The sequence below is a fragment of the Pseudanabaena sp. PCC 7367 genome (assembly GCF_000317065.1).
GTDB classification, from domain to species: domain Bacteria; phylum Cyanobacteriota; class Cyanobacteriia; order Pseudanabaenales; family Pseudanabaenaceae; genus Thalassoporum; species Thalassoporum mexicanum.
The window spans coordinates 1,658,881-1,679,577 of sequence record NC_019701.1; the positions used below are offsets into that span (position 1 = coordinate 1,658,881).

General features: G+C 45.7%; 18 protein-coding genes and 1 tRNA gene. 9 read left to right on the forward strand and 10 right to left on the reverse strand.

What is annotated here, in order from left to right; translation table 11 throughout:
- Window positions 1–12 precede the first annotated feature (12 nt).
- Window positions 13–1,704: an L-lactate permease gene (locus PSE7367_RS06410; RefSeq protein WP_015164564.1), complete on the reverse strand. Its 1,692-nt coding sequence runs from the start codon at window positions 1,702–1,704 to the stop codon at window positions 13–15.
- A gap of 57 nt (window positions 1,705–1,761) precedes the next feature.
- On the opposite strand from PSE7367_RS06410, the gene PSE7367_RS06415 reads away from it, so the two are divergent.
- Window positions 1,762–2,601, forward strand: coding sequence for a P-loop NTPase family protein (locus PSE7367_RS06415; RefSeq protein ID WP_015164565.1), 840 nt, complete (start codon window positions 1,762–1,764; stop codon window positions 2,599–2,601).
- Window positions 2,602–2,618: 17 nt separating this feature from the next.
- Window positions 2,619–3,104: a hypothetical protein gene (locus PSE7367_RS06420; protein ID WP_015164566.1), complete on the forward strand. Its 486-nt coding sequence runs from the start codon at window positions 2,619–2,621 to the stop codon at window positions 3,102–3,104.
- A gap of 14 nt (window positions 3,105–3,118) precedes the next feature.
- Here PSE7367_RS06420 and PSE7367_RS06425 read toward each other — a convergent pair whose 3' ends face one another.
- Together PSE7367_RS06425 and PSE7367_RS06430 are read right to left on the reverse strand one after the other, a co-directional pair.
- Window positions 3,119–5,191 (reverse strand): prolyl oligopeptidase family serine peptidase, encoded by a 2,073-nt coding sequence (locus PSE7367_RS06425; protein WP_041699179.1) that lies wholly within the window; start codon window positions 5,189–5,191, stop codon window positions 3,119–3,121.
- A gap of 416 nt (window positions 5,192–5,607) precedes the next feature.
- A complete protein-coding gene (locus tag PSE7367_RS06430) occupies window positions 5,608–6,141 on the reverse strand; it encodes a GNAT family N-acetyltransferase (RefSeq protein ID WP_015164568.1) in 534 nt (177 codons plus the stop codon).
- A gap of 327 nt (window positions 6,142–6,468) precedes the next feature.
- Between PSE7367_RS06430 and PSE7367_RS06435 the strand changes: the two genes are divergently transcribed.
- Window positions 6,469–7,860 (forward strand): aminopeptidase P family protein, encoded by a 1,392-nt coding sequence (locus PSE7367_RS06435; RefSeq protein ID WP_015164569.1) that lies wholly within the window; start codon window positions 6,469–6,471, stop codon window positions 7,858–7,860.
- A gap of 7 nt (window positions 7,861–7,867) precedes the next feature.
- On the opposite strand, the gene dacB is transcribed toward PSE7367_RS06435, so the two are convergent.
- The 5 genes from dacB to PSE7367_RS06460 all read right to left on the reverse strand — a co-directional run bounded on the left by dacB (window position 7,868) and on the right by PSE7367_RS06460 (window position 12,994).
- A complete protein-coding gene (dacB, locus tag PSE7367_RS06440) occupies window positions 7,868–9,499 on the reverse strand; it encodes a D-alanyl-D-alanine carboxypeptidase/D-alanyl-D-alanine endopeptidase (RefSeq protein WP_198013447.1) in 1,632 nt (543 codons plus the stop codon).
- 146 nt (window positions 9,500–9,645) lie between these two features.
- The gene (locus tag PSE7367_RS06445; RefSeq protein WP_015164571.1) at window positions 9,646–10,107 is read right to left on the reverse strand and encodes a Fur family transcriptional regulator; all 462 of its coding nucleotides are present in this window, start codon (window positions 10,105–10,107) and stop codon (window positions 9,646–9,648) included.
- A gap of 141 nt (window positions 10,108–10,248) precedes the next feature.
- A complete protein-coding gene (gene glnA, locus PSE7367_RS06450; RefSeq protein ID WP_015164572.1) occupies window positions 10,249–11,670 on the reverse strand; it encodes a type I glutamate--ammonia ligase in 1,422 nt (473 codons plus the stop codon).
- Window positions 11,671–12,092: 422 nt separating this feature from the next.
- Window positions 12,093–12,683: a DUF3177 family protein gene (locus PSE7367_RS06455; RefSeq protein WP_015164573.1), complete on the reverse strand. Its 591-nt coding sequence runs from the start codon at window positions 12,681–12,683 to the stop codon at window positions 12,093–12,095.
- Between the two features lie 238 nt (window positions 12,684–12,921).
- Window positions 12,922–12,994: transfer RNA gene (locus tag PSE7367_RS06460), tRNA-His, on the reverse strand.
- 287 nt (window positions 12,995–13,281) lie between these two features.
- Here PSE7367_RS06460 and PSE7367_RS06465 point away from each other — a divergent pair.
- Together PSE7367_RS06465 and PSE7367_RS06470 are read left to right on the forward strand one after the other, a co-directional pair.
- Window positions 13,282–14,202 carry a S66 peptidase family protein gene (locus PSE7367_RS06465; RefSeq protein ID WP_015164574.1) on the forward strand — a complete coding sequence of 307 codons (921 nt, stop codon included), beginning with the start codon at window positions 13,282–13,284 and terminating at the stop codon, window positions 14,200–14,202.
- 268 nt (window positions 14,203–14,470) lie between these two features.
- A complete protein-coding gene (locus tag PSE7367_RS06470; protein ID WP_015164575.1) occupies window positions 14,471–15,115 on the forward strand; it encodes a globin family protein in 645 nt (214 codons plus the stop codon).
- A 2-nt stretch (window positions 15,116–15,117) separates the two neighbouring features.
- Here the strand turns inward: PSE7367_RS06470 and PSE7367_RS20255 are convergent, their stop codons facing one another.
- Window positions 15,118–15,501 (reverse strand): DUF1294 domain-containing protein, encoded by a 384-nt coding sequence (locus PSE7367_RS20255; protein WP_015164576.1) that lies wholly within the window; start codon window positions 15,499–15,501, stop codon window positions 15,118–15,120.
- 331 nt (window positions 15,502–15,832) lie between these two features.
- Between PSE7367_RS20255 and PSE7367_RS20260 the strand changes: the two genes are divergently transcribed.
- Complete coding sequence (locus tag PSE7367_RS20260) at window positions 15,833–16,576, forward strand: excalibur calcium-binding domain-containing protein (protein ID WP_015164577.1); 744 nt, start codon at window positions 15,833–15,835, stop codon at window positions 16,574–16,576.
- Between the two features lie 100 nt (window positions 16,577–16,676).
- On the opposite strand, the gene rpaB is transcribed toward PSE7367_RS20260, so the two are convergent.
- Window positions 16,677–17,441, reverse strand: a complete 765-nt coding sequence (gene rpaB, locus PSE7367_RS06485; protein WP_071881344.1) for a response regulator transcription factor RpaB — start codon at window positions 17,439–17,441, stop codon at window positions 16,677–16,679.
- Window positions 17,442–18,233: 792 nt separating this feature from the next.
- Between rpaB and PSE7367_RS21865 the strand changes: the two genes are divergently transcribed.
- The 3 genes from PSE7367_RS21865 (at window position 18,234) to nagA (ending at window position 20,559) form a co-directional block, all read left to right on the forward strand.
- Window positions 18,234–18,407, forward strand: coding sequence for a chlorophyll a/b-binding protein (locus PSE7367_RS21865; protein ID WP_015164579.1), 174 nt, complete (start codon window positions 18,234–18,236; stop codon window positions 18,405–18,407).
- A gap of 295 nt (window positions 18,408–18,702) precedes the next feature.
- A complete protein-coding gene (lspA, locus tag PSE7367_RS06495; protein WP_015164580.1) occupies window positions 18,703–19,233 on the forward strand; it encodes a signal peptidase II in 531 nt (176 codons plus the stop codon).
- A gap of 210 nt (window positions 19,234–19,443) precedes the next feature.
- Window positions 19,444–20,559 carry an N-acetylglucosamine-6-phosphate deacetylase gene (nagA, locus tag PSE7367_RS22690; protein WP_015164581.1) on the forward strand — a complete coding sequence of 372 codons (1,116 nt, stop codon included), beginning with the start codon at window positions 19,444–19,446 and terminating at the stop codon, window positions 20,557–20,559.
- The last annotated feature ends 138 nt before the right edge of the window (window positions 20,560–20,697 follow it).

The window sequence follows — 20,697 nt, forward strand, 5'->3', positions numbered from 1 at the left end:
TACTCGCATTAGTTAGACCGCAGCAGGGAAGAATTGCAGAACTAACATACCCAATAGGCCAGTAAAAGCCAAATAATAGATCGTAGGTAGTAGCACCTTCCTGATAATGCTTCCTTCCAGCCCTGCTAGACCAACGCTGGCCTCCGCTGCCACCACATTCGCAGAACAGATCGTATTACCCGCCGAAGCACCCACGCATTGTAAGCCTAAGATAATCGCCGTGGGGGCACCCACATCCGAGGCAATCCCAAACTGAAACAGCGAAAACATCATATTACTAACTGTCACGCTGCCAGCCACAAAAGCGCCCACCATGCCCACGATCGGTGCGAATAATGGCCAGGTCTGCCCCGCGATCGCTGCCATGCCATTGGCCAGGGTGAGAGGCATACTTTCAAGTCCGGCAGTATTGACACCAGAGTTAATGAAGACCCGCGCCATTAAGACTGCTGCCCCCAGCGCCAGGGTCGTTTTTTGGAGCATAGGCAAGGCATGTCCGATCGCCTGTTGCATTGACTTAGGCTGCATTCGATGCATAAAGAAGGTGATCGCCACCACCAGCAAAAACACACTCCCCGGCAGGAAGAGCGGTTGGCTAGCGATCGAGATTTCTGTGCCCAAGACACCAGGCCAAGTCAGCTTGATTGACTGCAACCAGCCACGAATCGGTAAAAATTCCAGCCGGGTCAACATCAAAATAAAGCCAAGTAACACATAGGGTAACCAGGCTAATCGCGCTGAAAGGGAACTACTCAAGTTGGGATCAGCCTGTATAGACTGCCCACCCCAACTACTCGGCCATTGCTCCGCTGATGGGAAATCCCAGGTTTGTGATGGCACCAGAAAACCGCGACTCGCAGCCGGCACGACAATACTAAGACCGACCAAGCCACCAATTAGGGATGGGAACTCTGGCCCTAGGAAGATCGCCGTAAGCAGATAGGGAATGGTGAAAGCGAAGCCAGCAAAGAGAGCAAATTTCCAGGCTGCCAGACCATCAGAGACAGACTTAGCGATTGATTGGCGATCGCCAAATCCAGCAGTGAGCACCATCACTAAAATCAACGGCACAAAGCTGCCCACAAGGCCATTGAAAATACCAGCCCATTGGCCAATATTTACTAGATATTCGGCCTGAGTTAACCCCAGTTCGGATAAGCGATCGGTTACGGTGGGAACATCTTCTAAGCCCGTATTCATGCCAATCAGAATCGGCGTACCCACTGCGCCAAAGGACGATGGGGTACTTTGAATAATTAAGGCTGCGGTCACTGCTGCCATTGCCGGAAAGCCGATCGCTACTAGCAGAGGCACAACAATTACCGCTGGGGAACCAAATCCAGAGGCTCCCTCAATAAAACTACCAAATAACCAGGCAATGATAATTAGCTGCACGCGGCGATCGGGGGAAATTCCTAGGAGGCTCTGTCGAATTGCGGCGATCGCACCTGATTCCTGTAACGTATTCAGCAGCATGATCGCGCCAAATACAATGTAGAGAATCTCGGCGGCTGCCACCAAACCCTGGATACTTGATGCGGCTACTTCTACCAAAGGAACTCGCCAGATCAAAAGGGCAAGGATCGCAGTTACTAAATAGGAAAGCGGCATCACCTGGGCAGCAGGTCGCTTGGCAATCACTAACAATAAGAAAACAGTGGCGATCGGCAGCAGTGCCACCAGGGTATAGAGCAGTTCTTCCATTGATCACATGTTTATTTTATGGGATAAACTTGTCTAGATGATTAAAATATGAGCAATATGTTTGTTGAAACCGTTAATGCTGTTAGCACTGGATTAGGATTAGTTCAAATTTCTAGAGAGACCTTTCCAACATTCAAAAGAATATACAACAGACTAACAAATGGAAATTTGCGTATTGCTGTTTTTGGTGCTAGTGGAACTGGCAAGACTACTTTAGGAAAAATTTTAACGGGTGATCTAGATAATCTTTCTCAACCATATCAGGAGTCGATCAGAATCGAAGAGTATAAGCTATCTAACAATTTGGCTGGGAAAGTTATTATTGCCCCAGGCCAAGAGCGTAGGGAAAATAGCTGGAATGATCTATTTCGATTGATATCTGGCGGCCAGATCAGGCTCATTATTAATGTTGTTTCATGGGGCTATCATTCTTTTGGAGAAGCTGGCGTAGGCTTCAGCTACAAGTATCATGAACTTTATCAACCAGGTATGGATGTTGGAGATTTTGTAAAAGTATATGCTCAGAATCGGCGCGATCGAGAAATTAATGTTTTAAAAAAGTTATTGCAATACTTGGAAATTGCTGATAGTAAAGAAACCATACTGATTACTCTAGTTACTAAGCAAGACTTGTGGTGGCATGATCGGCAGCTTGTCAAACAACACTATATGCAAGAAGACTACAATAAAATATTAGAAGAGGCCACTAACAAAATAGGCTCAAATAATTTTAAGCATGAATTTTTATCCGCCTCACTTGTGATCGCTAACTATATTTCCGCTGCTGGAGAGCTTATGATACCAAATGCTGAGGGATACGATAGTAGCCTACGAGATGCCAATTTAAGAAATTTCTTCGATACGGTGGAGTCTTTAATCGGAACCTCTTTAACTTGAGCAGAGGTATGAGTGCTATGGATGTAGATAAGGGTTCTGATAAGGATACACCTCCCATTTACGATGATGATGACAGGGAAGTGTTAATGTCTCTACTTGAAGAATATTCCAATAAGTTGCTAAGAATATGCGAAGAGTTAAACAAGCTATATAGAAATGCTAACCTCTTGACTCTTACATTTGCTTTTGTCTCCCCTATTATATTTGTCACTTCTTTAAGCTATGTCCGAGTTTACCCCCTAATGTATCTTGTGTTATTTAGTTGCTGCTTTATCATGATTCTTCTTGGAGCCTACATTAATGCTCGCAGCTTTAATTTGCAGAAGAAACGTGGGCAAAATATATATTATAGACTTAGTAAAATAATTAGGATAATTTCTCAGCTCCAAGAACATGTAGAATCCAGAGTATCCCGAAAACTTGAGCTTGATTTTCGCTTAGCGGATGCGGAAGTAGCATTGGAAGAGTTCAAGCGTTTTTCTGGAAAAAATCTAATTCCCTAGCTTCTTTATCTTTTCTAATAATCGATCGCCAACACCTTAGTTAAAAACGCCCACTTATCCGCCGCCTCTTCGATCTGCTTGGTGGTAGGTTTCCCCGCCCCATGTCCCGCCTTTGTTTCGATTCTGATTAAAACCGGTGCATCACCAGCATGATTGGCCTGCAAAGCTGCTGCAAACTTGAAGCTGTGGGCAGGCACGACCCGATCGTCATGGTCAGCAGTAGTAATCATTGTGGCAGGATAATTAGTATCAGGTTCAAGATTATGCAATGGCGAATAGGCATAGAGCACCTTGAATTCTTCAGGATTTTCAGGCGATCCATAGTCAGAAGTCCAAGCCCAGCCGATCGTGAATTTATGGAAGCGCAACATGTCCAAAACCCCTACCGCCGGAAGTGCTGCCCCAAATAGATCTGGGCGTTGGGTCATGCAAGCACCAACCAACAGGCCGCCATTACTGCCACCACCGATCGCCATTTTTTGCGAACTAGTATAATCGTTCCTAATTAACCATTCTGCCGCGGCGATGAAGTCATCAAACACATTCTGTCTCTTCAACTTCGTGCCGGCTTGATGCCAGGCTTCACCATATTCACCACCACCGCGCAAATTCGGCACCGCAAAGACTCCACCCATTTCTAACCACACCAGGCTACTGATCGAAAAACTGGGAGTAAGCGAAACCCCAAACCCACCATAGCCATAGAGATAGGTGGGGTTTTGTCCATTCAGATCTAATCCTTTCTTGTGAGTAATGAACATAGGAATGCGAGTGCCGTCTTTACTCCCATAGAAAACCTGCTTGGTTTCATAGCGATCGCTCTCAAAATCTACCTGTGGTCGCCGAAATACCGTGCTGGTATTTGTGGTTAGGTCATAGCGATAGATCGTGGGCGGCGAAGTAAAGCTGGTAAAACTATAGAACGTCTCTGCATCTTCTCTCTTGCCAGCAAATCCACCCGCAGAGCCAATTCCTGGCAATTCAATTTCCCGCTCAAATTCTCCTGCTAGGCTAAATACTTTGATCTGAGTGTAGGCATCTTTTAAATAGGAAGCCACAAATTGATTGTTAATCAGGCTTACCGATCGCAGCGTTTCTGGCGCTTCGGGAATCACTTCCTGGGTTTGATTGGGATTGTTGAGATCGATCGCAATCAGGCGCGATCGTGGTGCATCCCGGTCAGTCCGGAACCAAAACTTGGTATCTTCATTACCAATGAAACGATATTCCGATTCAAATTCCTGAATTAGCTTAGTTACCTGGGCAGATTGGCCTTGGGAGATCTTAGCTAACTCAGCGATCGGCATCACAAAAATTAAGTTCTTGGGATCAGTACCCCGCCACACGCTAATAATTAAATATGAACCATCTTCGCTGACAGAGCCATTAAATCCCCATTCCTTATGCTCCGGTTGTTGATAGACCAGGAGATCTTGGTTTTGATTGGTGCCCAGGCGGTGATAGTAAAGCTTTTGGTAATAGTTAATCCCCTGCAAGGCTTCATCGCTTTCCGGCGGATCATAAGCACTATAAAAGAAGCCCTGATGATCAGGTGTCCAATCCGCACCAGAAAACTTGCTCCATTCAACCCGATCGGCCAGGTCTTCACCAGTCAGAATCGATCGCACCCGCCATTCCACCCAATCGGAACCAGATCTAGAGATACCATAGGCCAGATGCTTACCATCACGGGCGATCGACAATCCCGACAGTGCCACCGTCCCATCATTTGATAACTTATTTGGATCGAGTAAAACCTGGGGCTCTTGATCGAGGGATTCTAGGGTGTACAGTACGCTCTGGTTCTGCAAGCCATTGTTTTTAAAATAAAAATAGCGATCGCCTTCCTTAAACGGCGCACTATATTTTTCATAGTCCCATAACTCGGTCAACCGCTGTTTGAGTGGCTCACGGGCAGCGATCGATTCCAAGAAGGCAAAGGTGACTTCATTTTGGGCTTCAACCCAGGCCTTAGTCTCTTCTGAGTCAGCATCCTCTAGCCAACGATAGGGATCGCTAACTTCAATGCCATGATAAATATCAACTTGATCGACTGTTTTAGTGTTGGGATAGGAGATTGGCTGCATCTGGGTTATGGAATTTGGCTGTTTTGGTGGGAATATTGAGTTGAGCGTTGAAAAATCTGGTTTGAGAAAATGGCTAGTAATTGCTAAAGCAACACCACCGATCATAGCTAAACATGCAGCTAAACCAAACCATAGACTTGTTTTGCTACGGTTTTGCTTGTTTCTTGCTAATCGCTGCTGTTTTTTGGCCACTGGCAATGGTTGCTATAGCTGTTGGGGTTGTTATTGGGGCTGGCACAGAGCGATCTCCATTTGACTAGAGAATTACGCCCTTCGCAATTACGAGTAAGACTAGATGTGTATTTGATTTATTATTCACTAATTCCTAACCAGACAGGTTCTGAGTAGGCTAACTGTAAGTTTTACCTTGATTGAATGGTTATCTAGCTGGGTTCGATCGGTGTTTTTCCCTGCCCTCAATTGGTCAACTGAATCGCATACATTACCCCATCCAGGCCAGAATGCATATGCTTAGCGCTACCCCGATCGCTCATACCTAGTTTTTGAGCAAGCTTAATACTCGCCAAATTTGCTGGTGCGCAATAGGCACGTAATTCATTAATTGCTTGGGTATTTGCCAGCGCTCGAATCAAAGCCTGCATTGCTTCATAGGCATATCCTTTATGGCGATCGGCCTGATTGATGCTGTAGTAGCATTCATAAATGTCTGGCGGCTCGTAGGGCGAAAAACCGCAGGAACCAACGTAGCGATCGTCTTGCTTGAGGGCGATCGCATAGGCATGAATGATTTCCGCCGGATTCTCGGCAGCATAGGAACTAACTACATAATTGAATAGATCAGTTGCCCCTGCGCTGGTTTTCTGTTCTGGCTCAAAGGCCAGGTATTTGGTCGAGTCGGGATCGAGCATAAATTCTAAATAGGGTTCTAGATCGGCGGGGATGAATTTGCGAATCACAAGACGATCGCTTTCAATGGGTAAATTAATCATTTTGCTAGTAGTTTAAATCGTTGATAGATTCTCAAGATCAAGCTTGATTACCTGTAACATATGCTGAGTCTGGATTCAATAAAAATAATGGGTAGTCCTGCACATGTAAGGATATTTGATAATGCGATCGAGACTATCTCAATGGTGATCTGCTAAAAATCCTTACTTCTATACCACTACCAAATAATGATTTCTCTTTAGACTTTAGTTTGATCAAAACGATCGCGCGATTGTAATTTTAATAATCCTTGGTAACTGGGCTTTTCTCTGGGCAGCAGCTCAAAAGATTAAACTTAAATAAATGCGTGATGGGAATCAGGGGTAAACATGCAGCTTAAAGCAACAATACAACAGCGCCGCCAGAAACTAGCCGATCGATTCAATGGGTCAGTTGTGCTGTGGTCAGGTAGCAGAACAGCGCGAAATTTCCCCGCCAATGTTTATCCGTTTCGGGCTAGTAGTCATTTTCTTTATTTTGCTGGTTTACCACTGGAACAGGCAGCGATCCGCCTGGATGGGGGCAAGCTAGAGCTATTTATGGATGATAGTAATGCTACGGCCGAGCTATGGCATGGTAAAACACCGAGCAGGGCACAGATCGCTGAATCGATCGGTGCTGATGCTGCCTACCCAATGTCAGAATTGGCTGCTAAGTTAAATGGAAATAGTCTCCAGACCGCCACCTTGCCCGTTCAAGATAAAGCGACTCTGGCACAACAGCAGCAATTATTGCAAAGAACTATTTCCAGCCAAGCGCTAATTAAGCCAGGAGAGAACGAAGCAACGATCGATCGTACTCTTGCCCTAGCCATAGTCGAATTGCGGCTTTGTCACGATCAAGGGGCAATATCAGAATTAAAGAAAGCAGCCTCAGTCACGATCGAAGCCCATAAAGCTGGCATGACGGCGGCGAAGTCAGCGAAACGGGAAGCCGATATTCGTGCTGCGATCGAACAGGTGATTATGGCCAATAACATGACCTGTGCCTATCAAAGCATTGTGACGGTGCATGGTGAGGTTTTGCACAATGAACATTATCACCATCCTGTCAGCCCAGGCGATCTGCTCCTGGCGGATGTGGGCGCAGAAACCGAGTTGGGTTGGGCAGCAGACGTGACCCGTACCTTTCCAGTATCGGGCAAGTTTTCGGCTTCACAACGGGCAATTTATGAGGTGGTGCTAGCTGCCCATGATGCCTGTATCGATCGCCTTGCGCCTGGGGTTGAATACCGCGATATTCACCTAACCGCGGCCAGGATTCTAGCGGAAGGGCTGGTGGATCTGGGTATTCTGAAGGGGAAACCAGATGATCTGGTCGATCTCGATGCCCATGCTTTGTTCTTTCCCCACGGCGTTGGGCATATTCTGGGCTTGGATGTGCATGATATGGAGGATTTGGGCGATCTGGCTGGGTATGAGGTTGGCCGCACCCGTAGCGATCGCTTTGGCCTGGGTTACTTACGCCTCGATCGACCGTTGCGTGCTGGCATGTTGGTGACGATCGAACCGGGTTTTTATCAGGTGCCGGCGATTCTCGAAAACCAAGATTGGCGCGAGAAATACCAGGATCTGGTCGATTGGCAGCGATTGGCAGATTTTGCCGATGTGCGGGGGATCAGGATCGAGGATGATGTTTTGATTACTGATTCTGGTTGTGAGGTGTTGACCTCGGCGTTGCCAACTAAACCAGAAGCGATCGAGGAATTGGTCACAGGTTAAAAGCTTGCTAACAATCGCCCAGATTAGCCAACAGCAGTGCTATTTGATCCACATAACCCCGTAGCTGCCAAGTGGGTTGATTGCCATTATTAATCATGATGCTGAACGCCACTTCATCACCACCCACGGTAGTCACATAGCCAGATAAAGTAACCACACCGCTAAGGGTACCCGTCTTCGCGCTCAGGTTGTTTGCCGCGATCGTATCTTTAAATCGATTCCTGATTGTGCCATCCACCGCCGCGATCGGCAGGGAATCCCGAAATGCTTGATCATTCTGCATTTTCTCAAGCAAGGTTACGATCGCTTCCGGTGCAATTAAGTTATGCCGCGACAAACCAGAGCCATCGGCAATCGCATAGCTATCTGGTGTAATTCCTAGCGAGTCTAAAAATTGGGTAACTTGTTCGATCGCTTGTGTATAGATCTGGTCGGCGGTTTCCTGGGGAATTTTGCGATCGCGGCTTCTCCTTGCCAACGCTTGCAAAACTAACTCCGCATAGAGATTATTGCTATCTTTGTTGATTTTTTTAACCAGATCGGCCAGTGGTGGTGATGAAACTGTGGCCAGGTTAGATACGTCTCCAATAATACCCGGCGTAGGCACAATCATTGATTGCGTTATACCTGGGGGCAACTGATTGCTGATATCTACAAGTCCTGGTAGCTCTATTCCTTGTCGCCTTAGCTCAGCTTGCAATAGCTTTAAAAAATGTTGACGTGGATCGGGGACTGCGATCGCGCCTAGCTCTGGTGTGGCATTAGCAGGCATCTTGCCCCTGAGAATCAACTCTTTATTAAAACCAACGCGTTGCACCGTCAGGGTATATTCGCCATCAACCTTACTAGTAGCCGCATAGTTACGCACCACCCAACCAGCGGCTAATAATGGATCAGCCCAAGTAAATTCAACTGCTTTACCAGACTGGGTCGGGGCGATCGTCCAATCCAATACATTCTCATGCACCGTCAGTGGATGCGGCTCTGCGCCATAATATTCCGGCAAGTCCTGCCATTCCCAGCCATAGCCAAAGTAATTAGAATTATCCTGTCTGGGGTTTTGAATTTCCAAGTTATTAATTGCATTAACGCCAGCATCTTTTAATTGGGTCACCAGGTCTTCAATCTGTTGTGGGGAAAGACTGGGATCGCCACTGCTAATTACAATCAAAGGCGCTCTCAAGCGTCCAGAGCGATCCGGTGTGAGTCGGCTGGCTAAACTGGTTTGGAACTTAAAGTTTGTACCTAATCTTTGCAGTGCCGCAGCAGTAGTGAAGAGTTTGGTATTAGAGGCAGGCAAAAACAACCGATCGCCATCAATATCAACCAGCAGTTCATCATTAGGATCATTATTTAGGGCTACCGCATATACTCCCACCCGCGATCGCGCTAGGGCAGGATCATCAATAATCTTTTGGATTTGGGCTTCAAGATTAGCCGCGCAGATTTGCTGATCTATTAACTGGGGCTGATTACTGGGAGCAAGAGGAGCTAACTGAGAGGCAGTTGATTTAGCACTGTAGCGTGGTTCTAAATCATTTACCTGATCTATGGCAGGATCAGATCGACTAACTGAAGTGGTTGATGTAGCAAATAATGTTGGCGGTAATTTAGCGATCGCCCCCAACGGCAGGATCAAGCCACAGGCTAAACAAGCGAGTAAGCATAGCCAGAATGCAGATTTATACCTCCAAGTTAGCCTAGATCGCTTTACTTGTTTGACCAAGTGTCTGGCCAAGGCAATCAATCGACGGGAGCAAGCATGAATGAATTTTACTAAAAACACTAGAAAATCGATCGTTGCCCTTCAGGGCTGACACCATAAATCGTAAGCTGACAATCGAGCAATTTAAACCCAAACTTATCAGCCACCTTCTTACTAATTTTTAAGATTGCATCATTCTTAAACTCAATAATCTCGCGGGTTTTCATACAAACCAGATGGTGATGATGCAGCGGCCTAGGTGGATTTATTTCGTAGTGTTTATGATCTTCTGCTAATTCTAATTCCCGTAAAATGCCCATCCGCGCCATCAGCTTCACCGATCGATAGATGGTCGAGAGGCTAATATTGTGACCTTTGTCCTTGAGCAAGGTGCAGAGATCTTCGGCACTAAGATGCTCGCCTTCCGGCAGATTTTGAAATGTATCCAGAATCACTTCCCGTTGCGGGGTCATGCGCAAACCCTTAGCATTTAGCTCAGCCTTCAGAGAGTCGGTGGAGTAGTCAGTGGTGGTGGGGGGCATCTTAATGTCAAGAACGTTATCTTATTGATAATAGCCTATTTTCCTGATTATTGAAAATGAGTTATATACAAATAAATAAACCGCCCATAGATAGGCGGTTAGGGGTGTTTACTTTTATTGACAATAAATCAGGAGATTTGCTTAGATGTCGTAGTAAAGCTCAAACTCATAGGGATGAGGACGAATATTTACTGGCAGAGCTTCATTATCAAGCTTGTAGGAAATCCAAGTTTGAATAAAGTCTTCCGTAAACACATCGCCAGCCAAGAGGAAGTCATGGTCTTTCTCTAGGTTAGACAATGCTTCCATCAGCGATCCAGGTGTGGAAGGAACCTTAGCCAATTCTTCTGGCGAAAGTTCATAAATATCCACATCGAGCGCTTCGCCAGGATGGATTTGATTTTTGATCCCGTCGATTCCAGCCATCAACATGGCCGCAAATGCCAAGTATGGGTTACAGGATGGATCAGGACAACGGAACTCTAGGCGCTTGGCTTTGGGATTGGGGCCAGACAGGGGAATCCGCACTGAAGCCGATCGATTACCTTGCGAGTAGGCCAGGTTCACCGGAGCTTCAAAGCCAGGTACCAATCGCTTGAAGGAGTTGGTCGAAGGATTGGTGAGTGCCAATACGGCAGGAGCATGCTTGAGCAAACCACCGATGTAGTAGAGGGCAGTTTGGCTTAGACCAGCATATTGATCGCCAGCAAAAGTGGGTTGACCATCTTTCCAGACCGATTGGTGGGTGTGCATACCGGTGCCATTGTCACCAAATAATGGCTTAGGCATGAAAGTTACGGTTTTGCCATACTTTCTACCTACGTTCTTACAAACATACTTGTAGGTCATCACCGAGTCAGCGGCAGCAACCAAAGTCGAGAACTTAATCCCCAGCTCAGCTTGACCACCGGTGGCTACTTCATGGTGATGTTTTTCGATCGGCACGCCGCACTTTGCCATCGTCAATAGCATTTCAGTCCGGATATCTTGATAGGTATCGAGTGGCGCTACTGGGAAATAGCCCTGCTTGTTGCGCAGTTTGTAGCCCAGGTTGCCGCCGGGTTCCTCTCTGCCCATGTTCCAAAGACCTTCAGAGGAGTCCACCTTGTAGTAACCAGTGTTCATGCTGGACTGATAGGCGACGCTATCAAAGATGAAGAATTCTGGTTCGGGGCCAAAGAAAGCTGTGTCACCAATACCAGTGGAGGTAAGATACTCGATCGCCTTATTAGCAACAACGCGAGGGCAGCGCTCATATGGTTGGCCAGTGCGAGGCTCTTTGATTGAGCAAATCATGCTCAGGGTCGGCTCTTCCATAAATGGATCGATCCAAGCGGTAGTGGGATCGGGCACCATGGTCATGTCAGAGTTGTTGATCGCCTTCCAGCCTCTAACACTGGAACCATCAAAGGCAATACCATCAGTAAATACGTCTTCATCAATCAGGCTGACGTGAAAAGAGCAGTGTTGCCAGATACCTGGCATATCAATGAACTTAAGGTCAATGATTTGAATGTTCTGCTCTTTTATCATTTGCAGAACTTCTTGGGGGGTCTGAGCCATATGTGTCCTTTGTATTTCAGTTGTAGGCTTATCTACAGTTGATTTATGTTAAGGACGATAGGTGTGGCATTTTGTAACTTTCAATACAAACCAGTTCATACAGGCAATATTAAGAATAATTGTTTTAGATTTTGTTAATTATTCGCCAGTATTCTTGATCGGCGATCGGCAATTTTGACTAAGCTATTTAACGGCTGATTACGATGGTTTCCGAGCAGTTTGGTTATGCTGATGGTCAGGACAACCAGATATAACAGATACAAAAAGAAATGTAAAAATACCTCAGTAAATTAACTCTGGGTGGGGAATTAGGAGTCAAGGGCGATCGCTTTATCCCTGAATGCCATGATTTGACTAACTTAAAATATCTAGCCAATTGATTTAGGTTTTTTGATTATTAATATTGCCGTCTTTAAACCAAGCTAGTCTCTAAAAGCAATCCGGCCTTGCTGCGGCAATCGAAACAACACAAACGAGGCCAAATAAAAGCAATAGATCGTCAGGCCAATGATGCCCCATACCCCAAGATTGCCAGTGGGAATATTGGTATGGAAAAGCGCTTTGAACGCCATTGGTGGCTCAAACCAGATTTTACAAGTTGCACCCAACTGCGCTGCCGGCACAAATGCACAGCCAATGAAAGCAATGCTAATGCCAGTGCCAACCAGTTTATAGGCTGTCATCGCCCAGCGCCAAATTTGATAGAGGGGCTTGATTGCGCCTCTAGTGGTTTCAATATCTTCGTTGATGTCCTGCCAGAACCAGAGCGAGAGCGGGATCAAGATTCGTGCGGCTAAGCTGGTCAAAAAACTAATTGGTAGCCCACCAATCATTAGATACACCGTGATCGCCAATAGGCTAGCCACGCGCCAATAGATCACCAGCGATCGCCGGATCGCCACTGCATTAACGCGGAATGCCCAGACCAGCAACACCAGGGGCAAAAAAACCGTAAACAGTACGGCGAGGCGAAAATCTGTCCAAACTAATTGTCTAACGAGGGATTCCATCATATTTTGCTAATGCTGGCTATGGGGCGATTAATTTAACCGATCAGGCGATCGGGCTATGTAATAGGCGTTTATCGGGCTTTTAAGTATAACTCTACAATCAGCAGCAGAAAATAGAAAATACGGCGATCGTTACGCCCCACTTAAATAATTCAATATAATTCAGTGCATTGACAAAGCTAACTCGATCGCCACTATGGCAATTTAGCTAGATCGCCTAGATCGCAAGGTAAAGATAAAGGGTGGATGACGGGGGTCGAACCCGCGAATGGAGGAATCACAATCCTCTGCCTTAACCACTTGGCTACACCCACCATAGCTGCAGTTAAAAATTATAGCAAAAATCTTTACTGGTTTACATGTTGTGTTCAATTTAGGCGCGATTTAATTGGGTTGTTCTTGATAGAAGCGATGAAACGCAATTATGCAAGTCACCTTATCGGGCATTTCAACTTGGCATAAATACACCCAATCTTAATTTGTAAAATCAAGCGCTAGCCATATTTACCGTTTCGCTGCATATTGATTGTCTCTGAATCTTAAAACAGCTAGCTGCTATATGCGCGCCTAGACAAAAAGAGCCACCTTAAAACCATCACCCATGCCTATCAGTCGATCAACTAACTTAACCACTTTCCCACCTAACTTAGCCCCAGGCCAAAAGGTCTGTGTAGTTGCCCCCAGTGGCGCATTATATGAGCAAGAAAAATTTCAACAGGGGGCGCAGATATGGCGCGATCGCGGTTATCAGGTAGAAATCCCGGCCACGCTCGTTAAGTCGCATGGCTACCTGGCTGGAGATGACCAGTATCGTCGGCAGCAATTAAGATCAGCTTGGAATGATCCTGAATGTGTGGCGATCGTCTGTGCCAGAGGTGGATATGGCGCAACTAGATTATTAGAGGATTGGCATTGGCAAAATTTACAGCCAGAACCAAAATGGCTGATTGGCTTTTCGGATATTACGGCGTTGTTGTGGGCTTGGCAGGCAAATCTAGGCATTGGTGGACTCCATGCCCCTTTGTTAACCACGATCGCGGCGGAACCCCATTGGTCGCAAGCATTAATGTTTGATTGGTTAGAGGGCAAGCGCGATCAACACAAACTAATCGGCCAGGGCTGGGGCAATGTGGCAGAAGGAATTTTGCTGCCTGGGAACCTGACTGTGGCCACTAATTTATTAAATACCAGCTTGTGTCCTGATTTAGACCAAGTGATCCTGGCGTTTGAAGATACTGGCGAGGCTCCCTACCGGGTCGATCGGATGTTGACCTATTGGCGCATGACTGGTGCATTGGCAAAAGTAGTTGGGATCGCACTGGGGCAGTTCGACCATGTGCCCTTATCTGCAAATCGACCTAACTGGCAGATGGAGCAGGTGTGGCGCGATCGTTTGGCTGATTTAAATATTCCCGTTGTAACTAATCTCCAATTTGGTCATGGGTCACCAAATATGGCCTTGCCCGTAGGTTGTCAGGCCAGGATCGACGGGGCGGCAGGTGAGTTGAGTTTTTGGCGCTAATGGCGCTAATCCAGCAAATTAGCGGACTAGTGAATCAGGAATAGTTGTCATCACTTCATCACAATTCTTACTTGGCCTACCCCACAGTCGATCGCCGAGGTGTGAGAATCGATCGACGCATCGACATAATGCATTTATTTCATTAATTCCATGCATACCTGTGGCTAAGGTTAAGCAACTGTGACTGGGAATACAAACTTACAAGTTCATCAAGTTTTTGATAGAGGCAAAGTAAATTTTGAACCAGTATTGTTGTGGAGCCAAGACGATGTCACTAAAGGTCAAGTTATTAGAGGACAGTTTCGATCGGATCAAACCCAAAGCCAGAGCATTTAGCGCCAGTTTTTATCACAATCTATTTGAGATGTATCCAGTCGCAAAGCCGCTGTTTGCGAATACAGATATGATCGCGCAGCGAGAAAAGTTGATTAAGTCTCTGGTGCTGGTGACCAGCAATTTACGATCGCCAGATGTTCTCACTGAAACGCTGGCAGGGCTGGGTAGTCGGCATGTTGAATATGGTGCACTGCCCGAACATTATCCCTTGGTCGGTAATGCTCTGCTAGCTACATTTGAGGAATATTTAGGCACAGCATGGACTGAAGAGGTCAAGCAAGCCTGGGTAGAAGCCTATGCGGCGATCACGGAGCTGATGCTAGAAGGTGCGGACTACGGGCAGGAAGAGGTAAGCCTGGAATCAGCGGTGCCAGAACCTACGCCTATTTCTTCTGAAAATCAGATCGCCTATGAAGCCCCAATTGCTGCTAGCTATGGCAGTTCTAAGCCTCCTAAGCCAAAGACTAACAAATACAATCAGGAAACCAAGGCTAGTGATGTGAATTGGCCAGTGGTTGGTGGTTTGCTGGGGGTTGGTGGCATCCTGATTGTGGTGATCTGGCTTAGTAATACTTAAAGCTAATACTCAAAGCTGGATTCTAAGTTAGATCTAACCGGGCGATCGAAAAAATTTTTATCTTGGCCAGACTGATTGCCCAAGGCGATCGCCACCAGAAAAATTGCCACGAACAGGGCAAAAATTTGTGCAGCTACGATGATCCTAAAAACAGTCTGAAAACTGGACTTGCGGGTTTTATGTCGAAACAGTTTTTGCCCCAGAATTGCGCCCAATGTGCCTCCCATTAATGTCAACAGGTGAAACGTATTCTCAGAGATACGCAGCCCTTTACGCTGGGCAGATTGCTTATCAAAGACATAGAGAACCAAAACCAGGCCATTGACCACCATCAGATAGGCGATCGCTAGCGCGATCCGATTCAACAGGGCTGGGGTGATGGCCATAACTTCAAAATGGGGGCATGGGGGTTTGTTCTTCTGATGTTTGATGTTTGATGTTTGATGTTTGATACTTAGTCCTATTTAATCCTATAGCTATTATATTTTTGGGACTGAATGCATAGATATTCAAAGTAACCGCAGCAATATGTCAGATATTGATGGTTAGAAAAGCTAGAAACAATAAAAAAATGCAACTTTGCTTGCGATCAACTTTTTGAACTAACTATGCTAGGGATTGTGCCCTGATTTTGTGGCTCCGTTTTCGTCTTGACCAGGCAGCCGTAAATTCAAAGTTTAATTGCGATCGATCGACTAACTTCGGCAAGTTACCAATATGGCCAAAAATTATTCCTCAGATCCAAACAATCGCCCGAAACCTGCGAAGCCATCTAAGCCTCAGCGGCCTAGTGATTCGGCTCAAAATCGCAATCGCCCAGAAAAGCCAGTCAAAAACGAAGTTAGAAATCGATCCCAGGAATCATCGCTGTCTAGCAACTTGGAAAAAGCTGAAAACTTAGAACCACAAATAGCCTATCAAGAATTATCAAACCAGGGACATGCGGTGTATCAAAAGCCAATCACCAAGGCCGACAGACGAAATCAAATGCTTGCCTTGTCGATCGAGATTGTGGTGGTAATTATGGTTGGTTTACTGGGGGCAAAGTTTTTATTCCCGCAATCGGTCGGTAATCTTAGTAATGAGAGCAATTTAGAGACAGGAAATCTCAACCCTAGCGATCGTGGTGATGATGTATTTACCGACAACAATTTTGACAACAGTAATGATGTTGCAGTAGCGCAAGATAGCAACCTTTCCCTTAATTGCCAAGACTTTGCTGTTAAAAAGGCTGCTCAATATGTCTTGAACTCGAACCCAAGCGATCCGTTTGGGCTCGATCGTGACAAGAATAACCTTGCCTGTGAGCGTTTACCTGAGGGCGATCGCCCCAACAAAGAAGATTTAAATTGTGATGATTTTATTGCGCAAAAAGCAGCCCAACATGTGCTGGAGCTAGACCCAAGTGATCCATTTGGGCTCGATCGGGATGGCAATAAGCTGGCCTGCGAAAGTCTATAAGCCCATATTAGGCAATAGTTACATAGCAGTAACTTGTATATTTTAAGATTTTAATTAGTTAGAGGTAGCCTAATAGCCTAAGTATGTAAAAATACTGCGCCTAAACCGCTTTGTTTTTTTGCTTTTCCTCATCGGCTGGTTCCGTAATGCGCTGGAACAAGTAGCCAGTACCTCTGGCGGTGAGGATTAATTCTGGATTACTAGGGTCTTCCTCTAGCTTGGCACGCAGGCGGGAAATATGGACATCGACCACTCTGGTATCAACGTGGCGCTCCGGTGTATAACCCCACACTTCTTGCAAAATGTCCGATCGAGAAAATGCCTCGCCCGACTTACCCACCAGCAGCTCTAGCAAGCTAAATTCCATCCCGGTCAGCCGAATCCGTTCATCGCCCTTATAAACCTGGCGCTTGTTTGTGTCGATCCGGATATTGCCAATTTGAATCACCCCAGAACTGGGAATGCCAGAAGTGCCATTGCGTTCAACCCGGCGCAGCACCGATCGAATCCTGGCTTCTAGCTCCTTGGGCGAAAATGGCTTGACCACATAATCATCTGCGCCCAGTTCCAGGCCAGTAATGCGATCGGCCACATCACCAAGCGCGGTCAGCATAATAATTGGGATGTCTGATTCCTTGCGTAGCTCCTGGCAAACACCATAGCCATCTAGCTTAGGCATCATCACATCCAAAACCACTAAATCAGGAATCTCATGGTGGAACATGTCGATCGCCTCTTCACCATCAGCAGCCGTGACAACCTCATAGCCAATCATAGAAAGCCTTGTTTCCAAGATCCGACGAATGCTAGCTTCGTCATCAACTACCAATATTTTTTCCTTGCGACTTTCCAAACTTCCTAACACTCCCAATATCGTGACTTAAATCTTGACAACTAAGTTAAGCGCTGCGTTTTGCTTAGCCTTGATTTGATCGACTTAATTCTATGCGTTCTACATGGTTTCGATGCGATCGATTCATCATGCAGAAAATCATCAGGCTCGATCATTCACTACCACTACTCATAACATTTGGATACATTCGCATTCATCTATATAAATATACAAATATATAATATAAATATACAAAGCTCAGCCAAACATATATCAATGTGTAGGTGCACTCTGCCAGACAAATGTGCCTTAATGAACTTCAATATGAGCTTCAATAAACCAGCTAAGTAGCGACTAACACGATCTGATTAACGATCGGCGAAAACCCGTGGTTAATTAAACCCGTGATTTGCAGTTAACCTCTAGATTTATAACCTGCAAAAGTGCTAAAGAGCTTTGCTAGATATATTAACCATTCTGCTAGGTTAAGCCCAAATAACCAATCAATTCACTTCAGAGCTAGCCCTACGGCAACCAGTTACCACCCAATTAACTAACCAATTAACTAATAGTAATAAAAAATATCATTACTATATTAAGTATATTAAGCTTTGCTAGATTAATAAGTACCACTATTCTAGCTTGTAATCTAATCTATACTTAGCTTACAAGAGCTAGGCATCATTAATACAAAAACAAAACTTAAGAATCTGTAAATTCTACTCCTTAAAATTTTAAATTTCAATGTACTTAAATCGTGACAAAATTAAGATATATTAAGTTGCGATTAAATATTTCAACTAATTAGCGAAGGATAAATCCCCAATGACTGAACCAACCGAAACACCTGATCTTAGTGATCCTAAGTTTGGCTTCAATAGCTATGCCGAGCGCCTCAATGGCCGTGCCGCCATGATTGGCTTTTTAATTGCGGTGGTGATCGAATTTGTGACTGGCCAGGGCTTGCTCGATTGGCTGGGCATCATTAATGTCACATAAGTGTCATGCCAATATTTGATTGATTGAGGGGGCGATCGTCCTTCTTTGGCTCCATATGATTCCTGGTAAACAATCCTAATTGTTAGCGATCGTTGATTTGCTAGCTAGATACTATATACCTATGTTTAAGTGCTTATACCTATGTTTAGGTGCTTGTTCAACGCTCTACTCATTCAAGCTCCAATGCATAAAGGAAACATGGGAAATAGCGTTCTAACAATTCTCTGGCAATTCTCTGACAATTACTTTTGAGTTGATGTGCATTTATGCTGGTATCAGTTAGCTAAGGCTTGGCATGGGTAAAAATATGATCTTTTGGGTAGCAGCCCTGATTTGTTTGGGTCTAGACCAGGCCACTAAACATGTGGTGATGACCCAAATGCAGTTATACGACGTAATCGAGCTAATCCCAGGTTTTTTTCAGTTCAACTATGTCACCAATAAGGGTGCTGCATTTAGTATGTTCAGTGAATCCGGTGAGTGGTTGAAGTGGGTATCTTTGGTCGTGAGTTTGGGGATTGCGTCGATCGGCTGTTTTGGCGGCAGGCTTAATCGGTGGGAGCAGTTGGGCTATGGCTGCATTCTGGGCGGTGCGATCGGTAATGGCATCGATCGTTTTGCCTATGGCCATGTGATTGATTTTCTAGATTTTGAGCTAATTAATTTTCCCGTATTTAATATCGCTGATGTGTCGATCAACATTGGCTTATTTTTTATGTTTTTGGCTCTGCTGCGCAGTGGCACCAATGGCAACAGTGATAAGAATGGCAAGGGGCGATCGCTAGATCATGGCAATATCTCTACCGATGAGCCCCAGGATCAGTAACTGCTAGTAATTGCTAATTGAGATACTTGCAGATTTTTAGTTATAACTTTTCTGGCCTTGATTCCAAGTACAATCCTTATATAAATCACTTGGCTGCAATAGTCTGTGGAGTTAAGTCTTTAAGATATTTAGATATTTATATCTTGATATTTAGATCTTGGGTCAACAGGATGATTTGATCGCACTGGGATTAGAGAGAGCATAGGGTATATGTCGGCCATAGATTCGATCGTAGACTCGATCCAAACCGCACAGTTTAATCAAGAAGATCTGGTTTGTTATTCCAGTGGCGGCATCGACTTGCAAATTAATGGTGCCTTAGGGGTCTCTTTTAATCAGCTAGACTCCAGCAATGCGCAGCGCTTGCCAGAAATTTGTCGTTTCCTGTGGCAGCAAGGCATCGATGGCTTTTTACCGACCCTGGTCACCACTTCGATCGACCAGTTGCATCAATCATTAGCGATCATTCGCACCGCAATGGCGCATGGGCGATCGCCCAACAGTGCCCAAATTTTGGGTGTCCATCTAGAAGGGCCATTCCTCAACCCCAAAAAGCGTGGCGCTCATCCACCGGAACATTTACTACCCCTAACCCTAGAGCAACTGCAAGTGGTTTTGGCAGATTATATTGATTTAGTGAAGCTAATCACCATTGCACCGGAATTAGATTCACAAGCAGTAGCAATTCCCTGGCTGGTCGATCGCGGCATTGTAGTCAGCCTGGGGCACTCGATCGCCAGCGCTAGCCAAACCCAAGCCGCCTTCCAACTAGGTGCCAAAATGATTACCCATGCTGGCAATGCCATGCCAGTGATGCATCATCGGGAGCCAGGTCTATTGGGTAGTGCTTTATTAGAGCAAGACATCTTCTGTGGCTTGATTGCCGATGGTGTGCATGTTCACCCCCAGATGGCGGATTTATTTATTCGGCTCAAGTCTAGCCATACGAATCGGATTGTGCTGGTGAGTGATGCACTGGCTCCATTGGGGCTGCCGGATGGTGATTATCCCTGGGATAACCGCCAGATTAGCTTGAATGAGGGGATCGCTAGGCTAGGTGATGGCACTTTGGCTGGCACTGCTTTACCACTTTTTGCTGGGGTCAAAAATTTAGTTAGCTGGTTGGTTTGCGCCCCCACAAAGGCGATCGCCATGGCCACGGAAACACCACGCCAGTTAATCGGTTTACCTATGCCGAAGTCTCATTCTTGTGTGTGGTATTGGCAGAGTCGGCAGCAGCGGTATCTAAATTGGCAACGTCTATCGGTGCCCCATCCTCTTGATGCTGATCTGAATCCGGAAGATCTGGATCTGCGCTCTGAATAGGCTTAAGTGTAGGTTCAAGCGTAGCGATCGCGGTATTAGGATTAGTTACCTCTGCATGCCCATTATGATGTGAACCATTGGCTGCGCCTAAGTTATCTTGCAAATGATCTTGTAAGTGATCTTGGTGTTGCTCTCGTT

Coding starts and splice junctions, on each gene's coding strand:
- PSE7367_RS06410 (WP_015164564.1), bottom strand. CDS start 1,704: ATGGAAGAACTGCTCTATACCCTGGTGGCACTGCTGCCGATCGCCACT.
- PSE7367_RS06415 (WP_015164565.1), top strand. CDS start 1,762: ATGTTTGTTGAAACCGTTAATGCTGTTAGCACTGGATTAGGATTAGTT.
- PSE7367_RS06420 (WP_015164566.1), top strand. CDS start 2,619: ATGGATGTAGATAAGGGTTCTGATAAGGATACACCTCCCATTTACGAT.
- PSE7367_RS06425 (WP_041699179.1), bottom strand. CDS start 5,191: ATGCAGCCAATCTCCTATCCCAACACTAAAACAGTCGATCAAGTTGAT.
- PSE7367_RS06430 (WP_015164568.1), bottom strand. CDS start 6,141: ATGATTAATTTACCCATTGAAAGCGATCGTCTTGTGATTCGCAAATTC.
- PSE7367_RS06435 (WP_015164569.1), top strand. CDS start 6,469: ATGCAGCTTAAAGCAACAATACAACAGCGCCGCCAGAAACTAGCCGAT.
- PSE7367_RS06445 (WP_015164571.1), bottom strand. CDS start 10,107: ATGCCCCCCACCACCACTGACTACTCCACCGACTCTCTGAAGGCTGAG.
- glnA (WP_015164572.1), bottom strand. CDS start 11,670: ATGGCTCAGACCCCCCAAGAAGTTCTGCAAATGATAAAAGAGCAGAAC.
- PSE7367_RS06455 (WP_015164573.1), bottom strand. CDS start 12,683: ATGATGGAATCCCTCGTTAGACAATTAGTTTGGACAGATTTTCGCCTC.
- PSE7367_RS06465 (WP_015164574.1), top strand. CDS start 13,282: ATGCCTATCAGTCGATCAACTAACTTAACCACTTTCCCACCTAACTTA.
- PSE7367_RS06470 (WP_015164575.1), top strand. CDS start 14,471: ATGTCACTAAAGGTCAAGTTATTAGAGGACAGTTTCGATCGGATCAAA.
- PSE7367_RS20255 (WP_015164576.1), bottom strand. CDS start 15,501: ATGGCCATCACCCCAGCCCTGTTGAATCGGATCGCGCTAGCGATCGCC.
- PSE7367_RS20260 (WP_015164577.1), top strand. CDS start 15,833: ATGGCCAAAAATTATTCCTCAGATCCAAACAATCGCCCGAAACCTGCG.
- PSE7367_RS21865 (WP_015164579.1), top strand. CDS start 18,234: ATGACTGAACCAACCGAAACACCTGATCTTAGTGATCCTAAGTTTGGC.
- lspA (WP_015164580.1), top strand. CDS start 18,703: ATGGGTAAAAATATGATCTTTTGGGTAGCAGCCCTGATTTGTTTGGGT.
- nagA (WP_015164581.1), top strand. CDS start 19,444: ATGTCGGCCATAGATTCGATCGTAGACTCGATCCAAACCGCACAGTTT.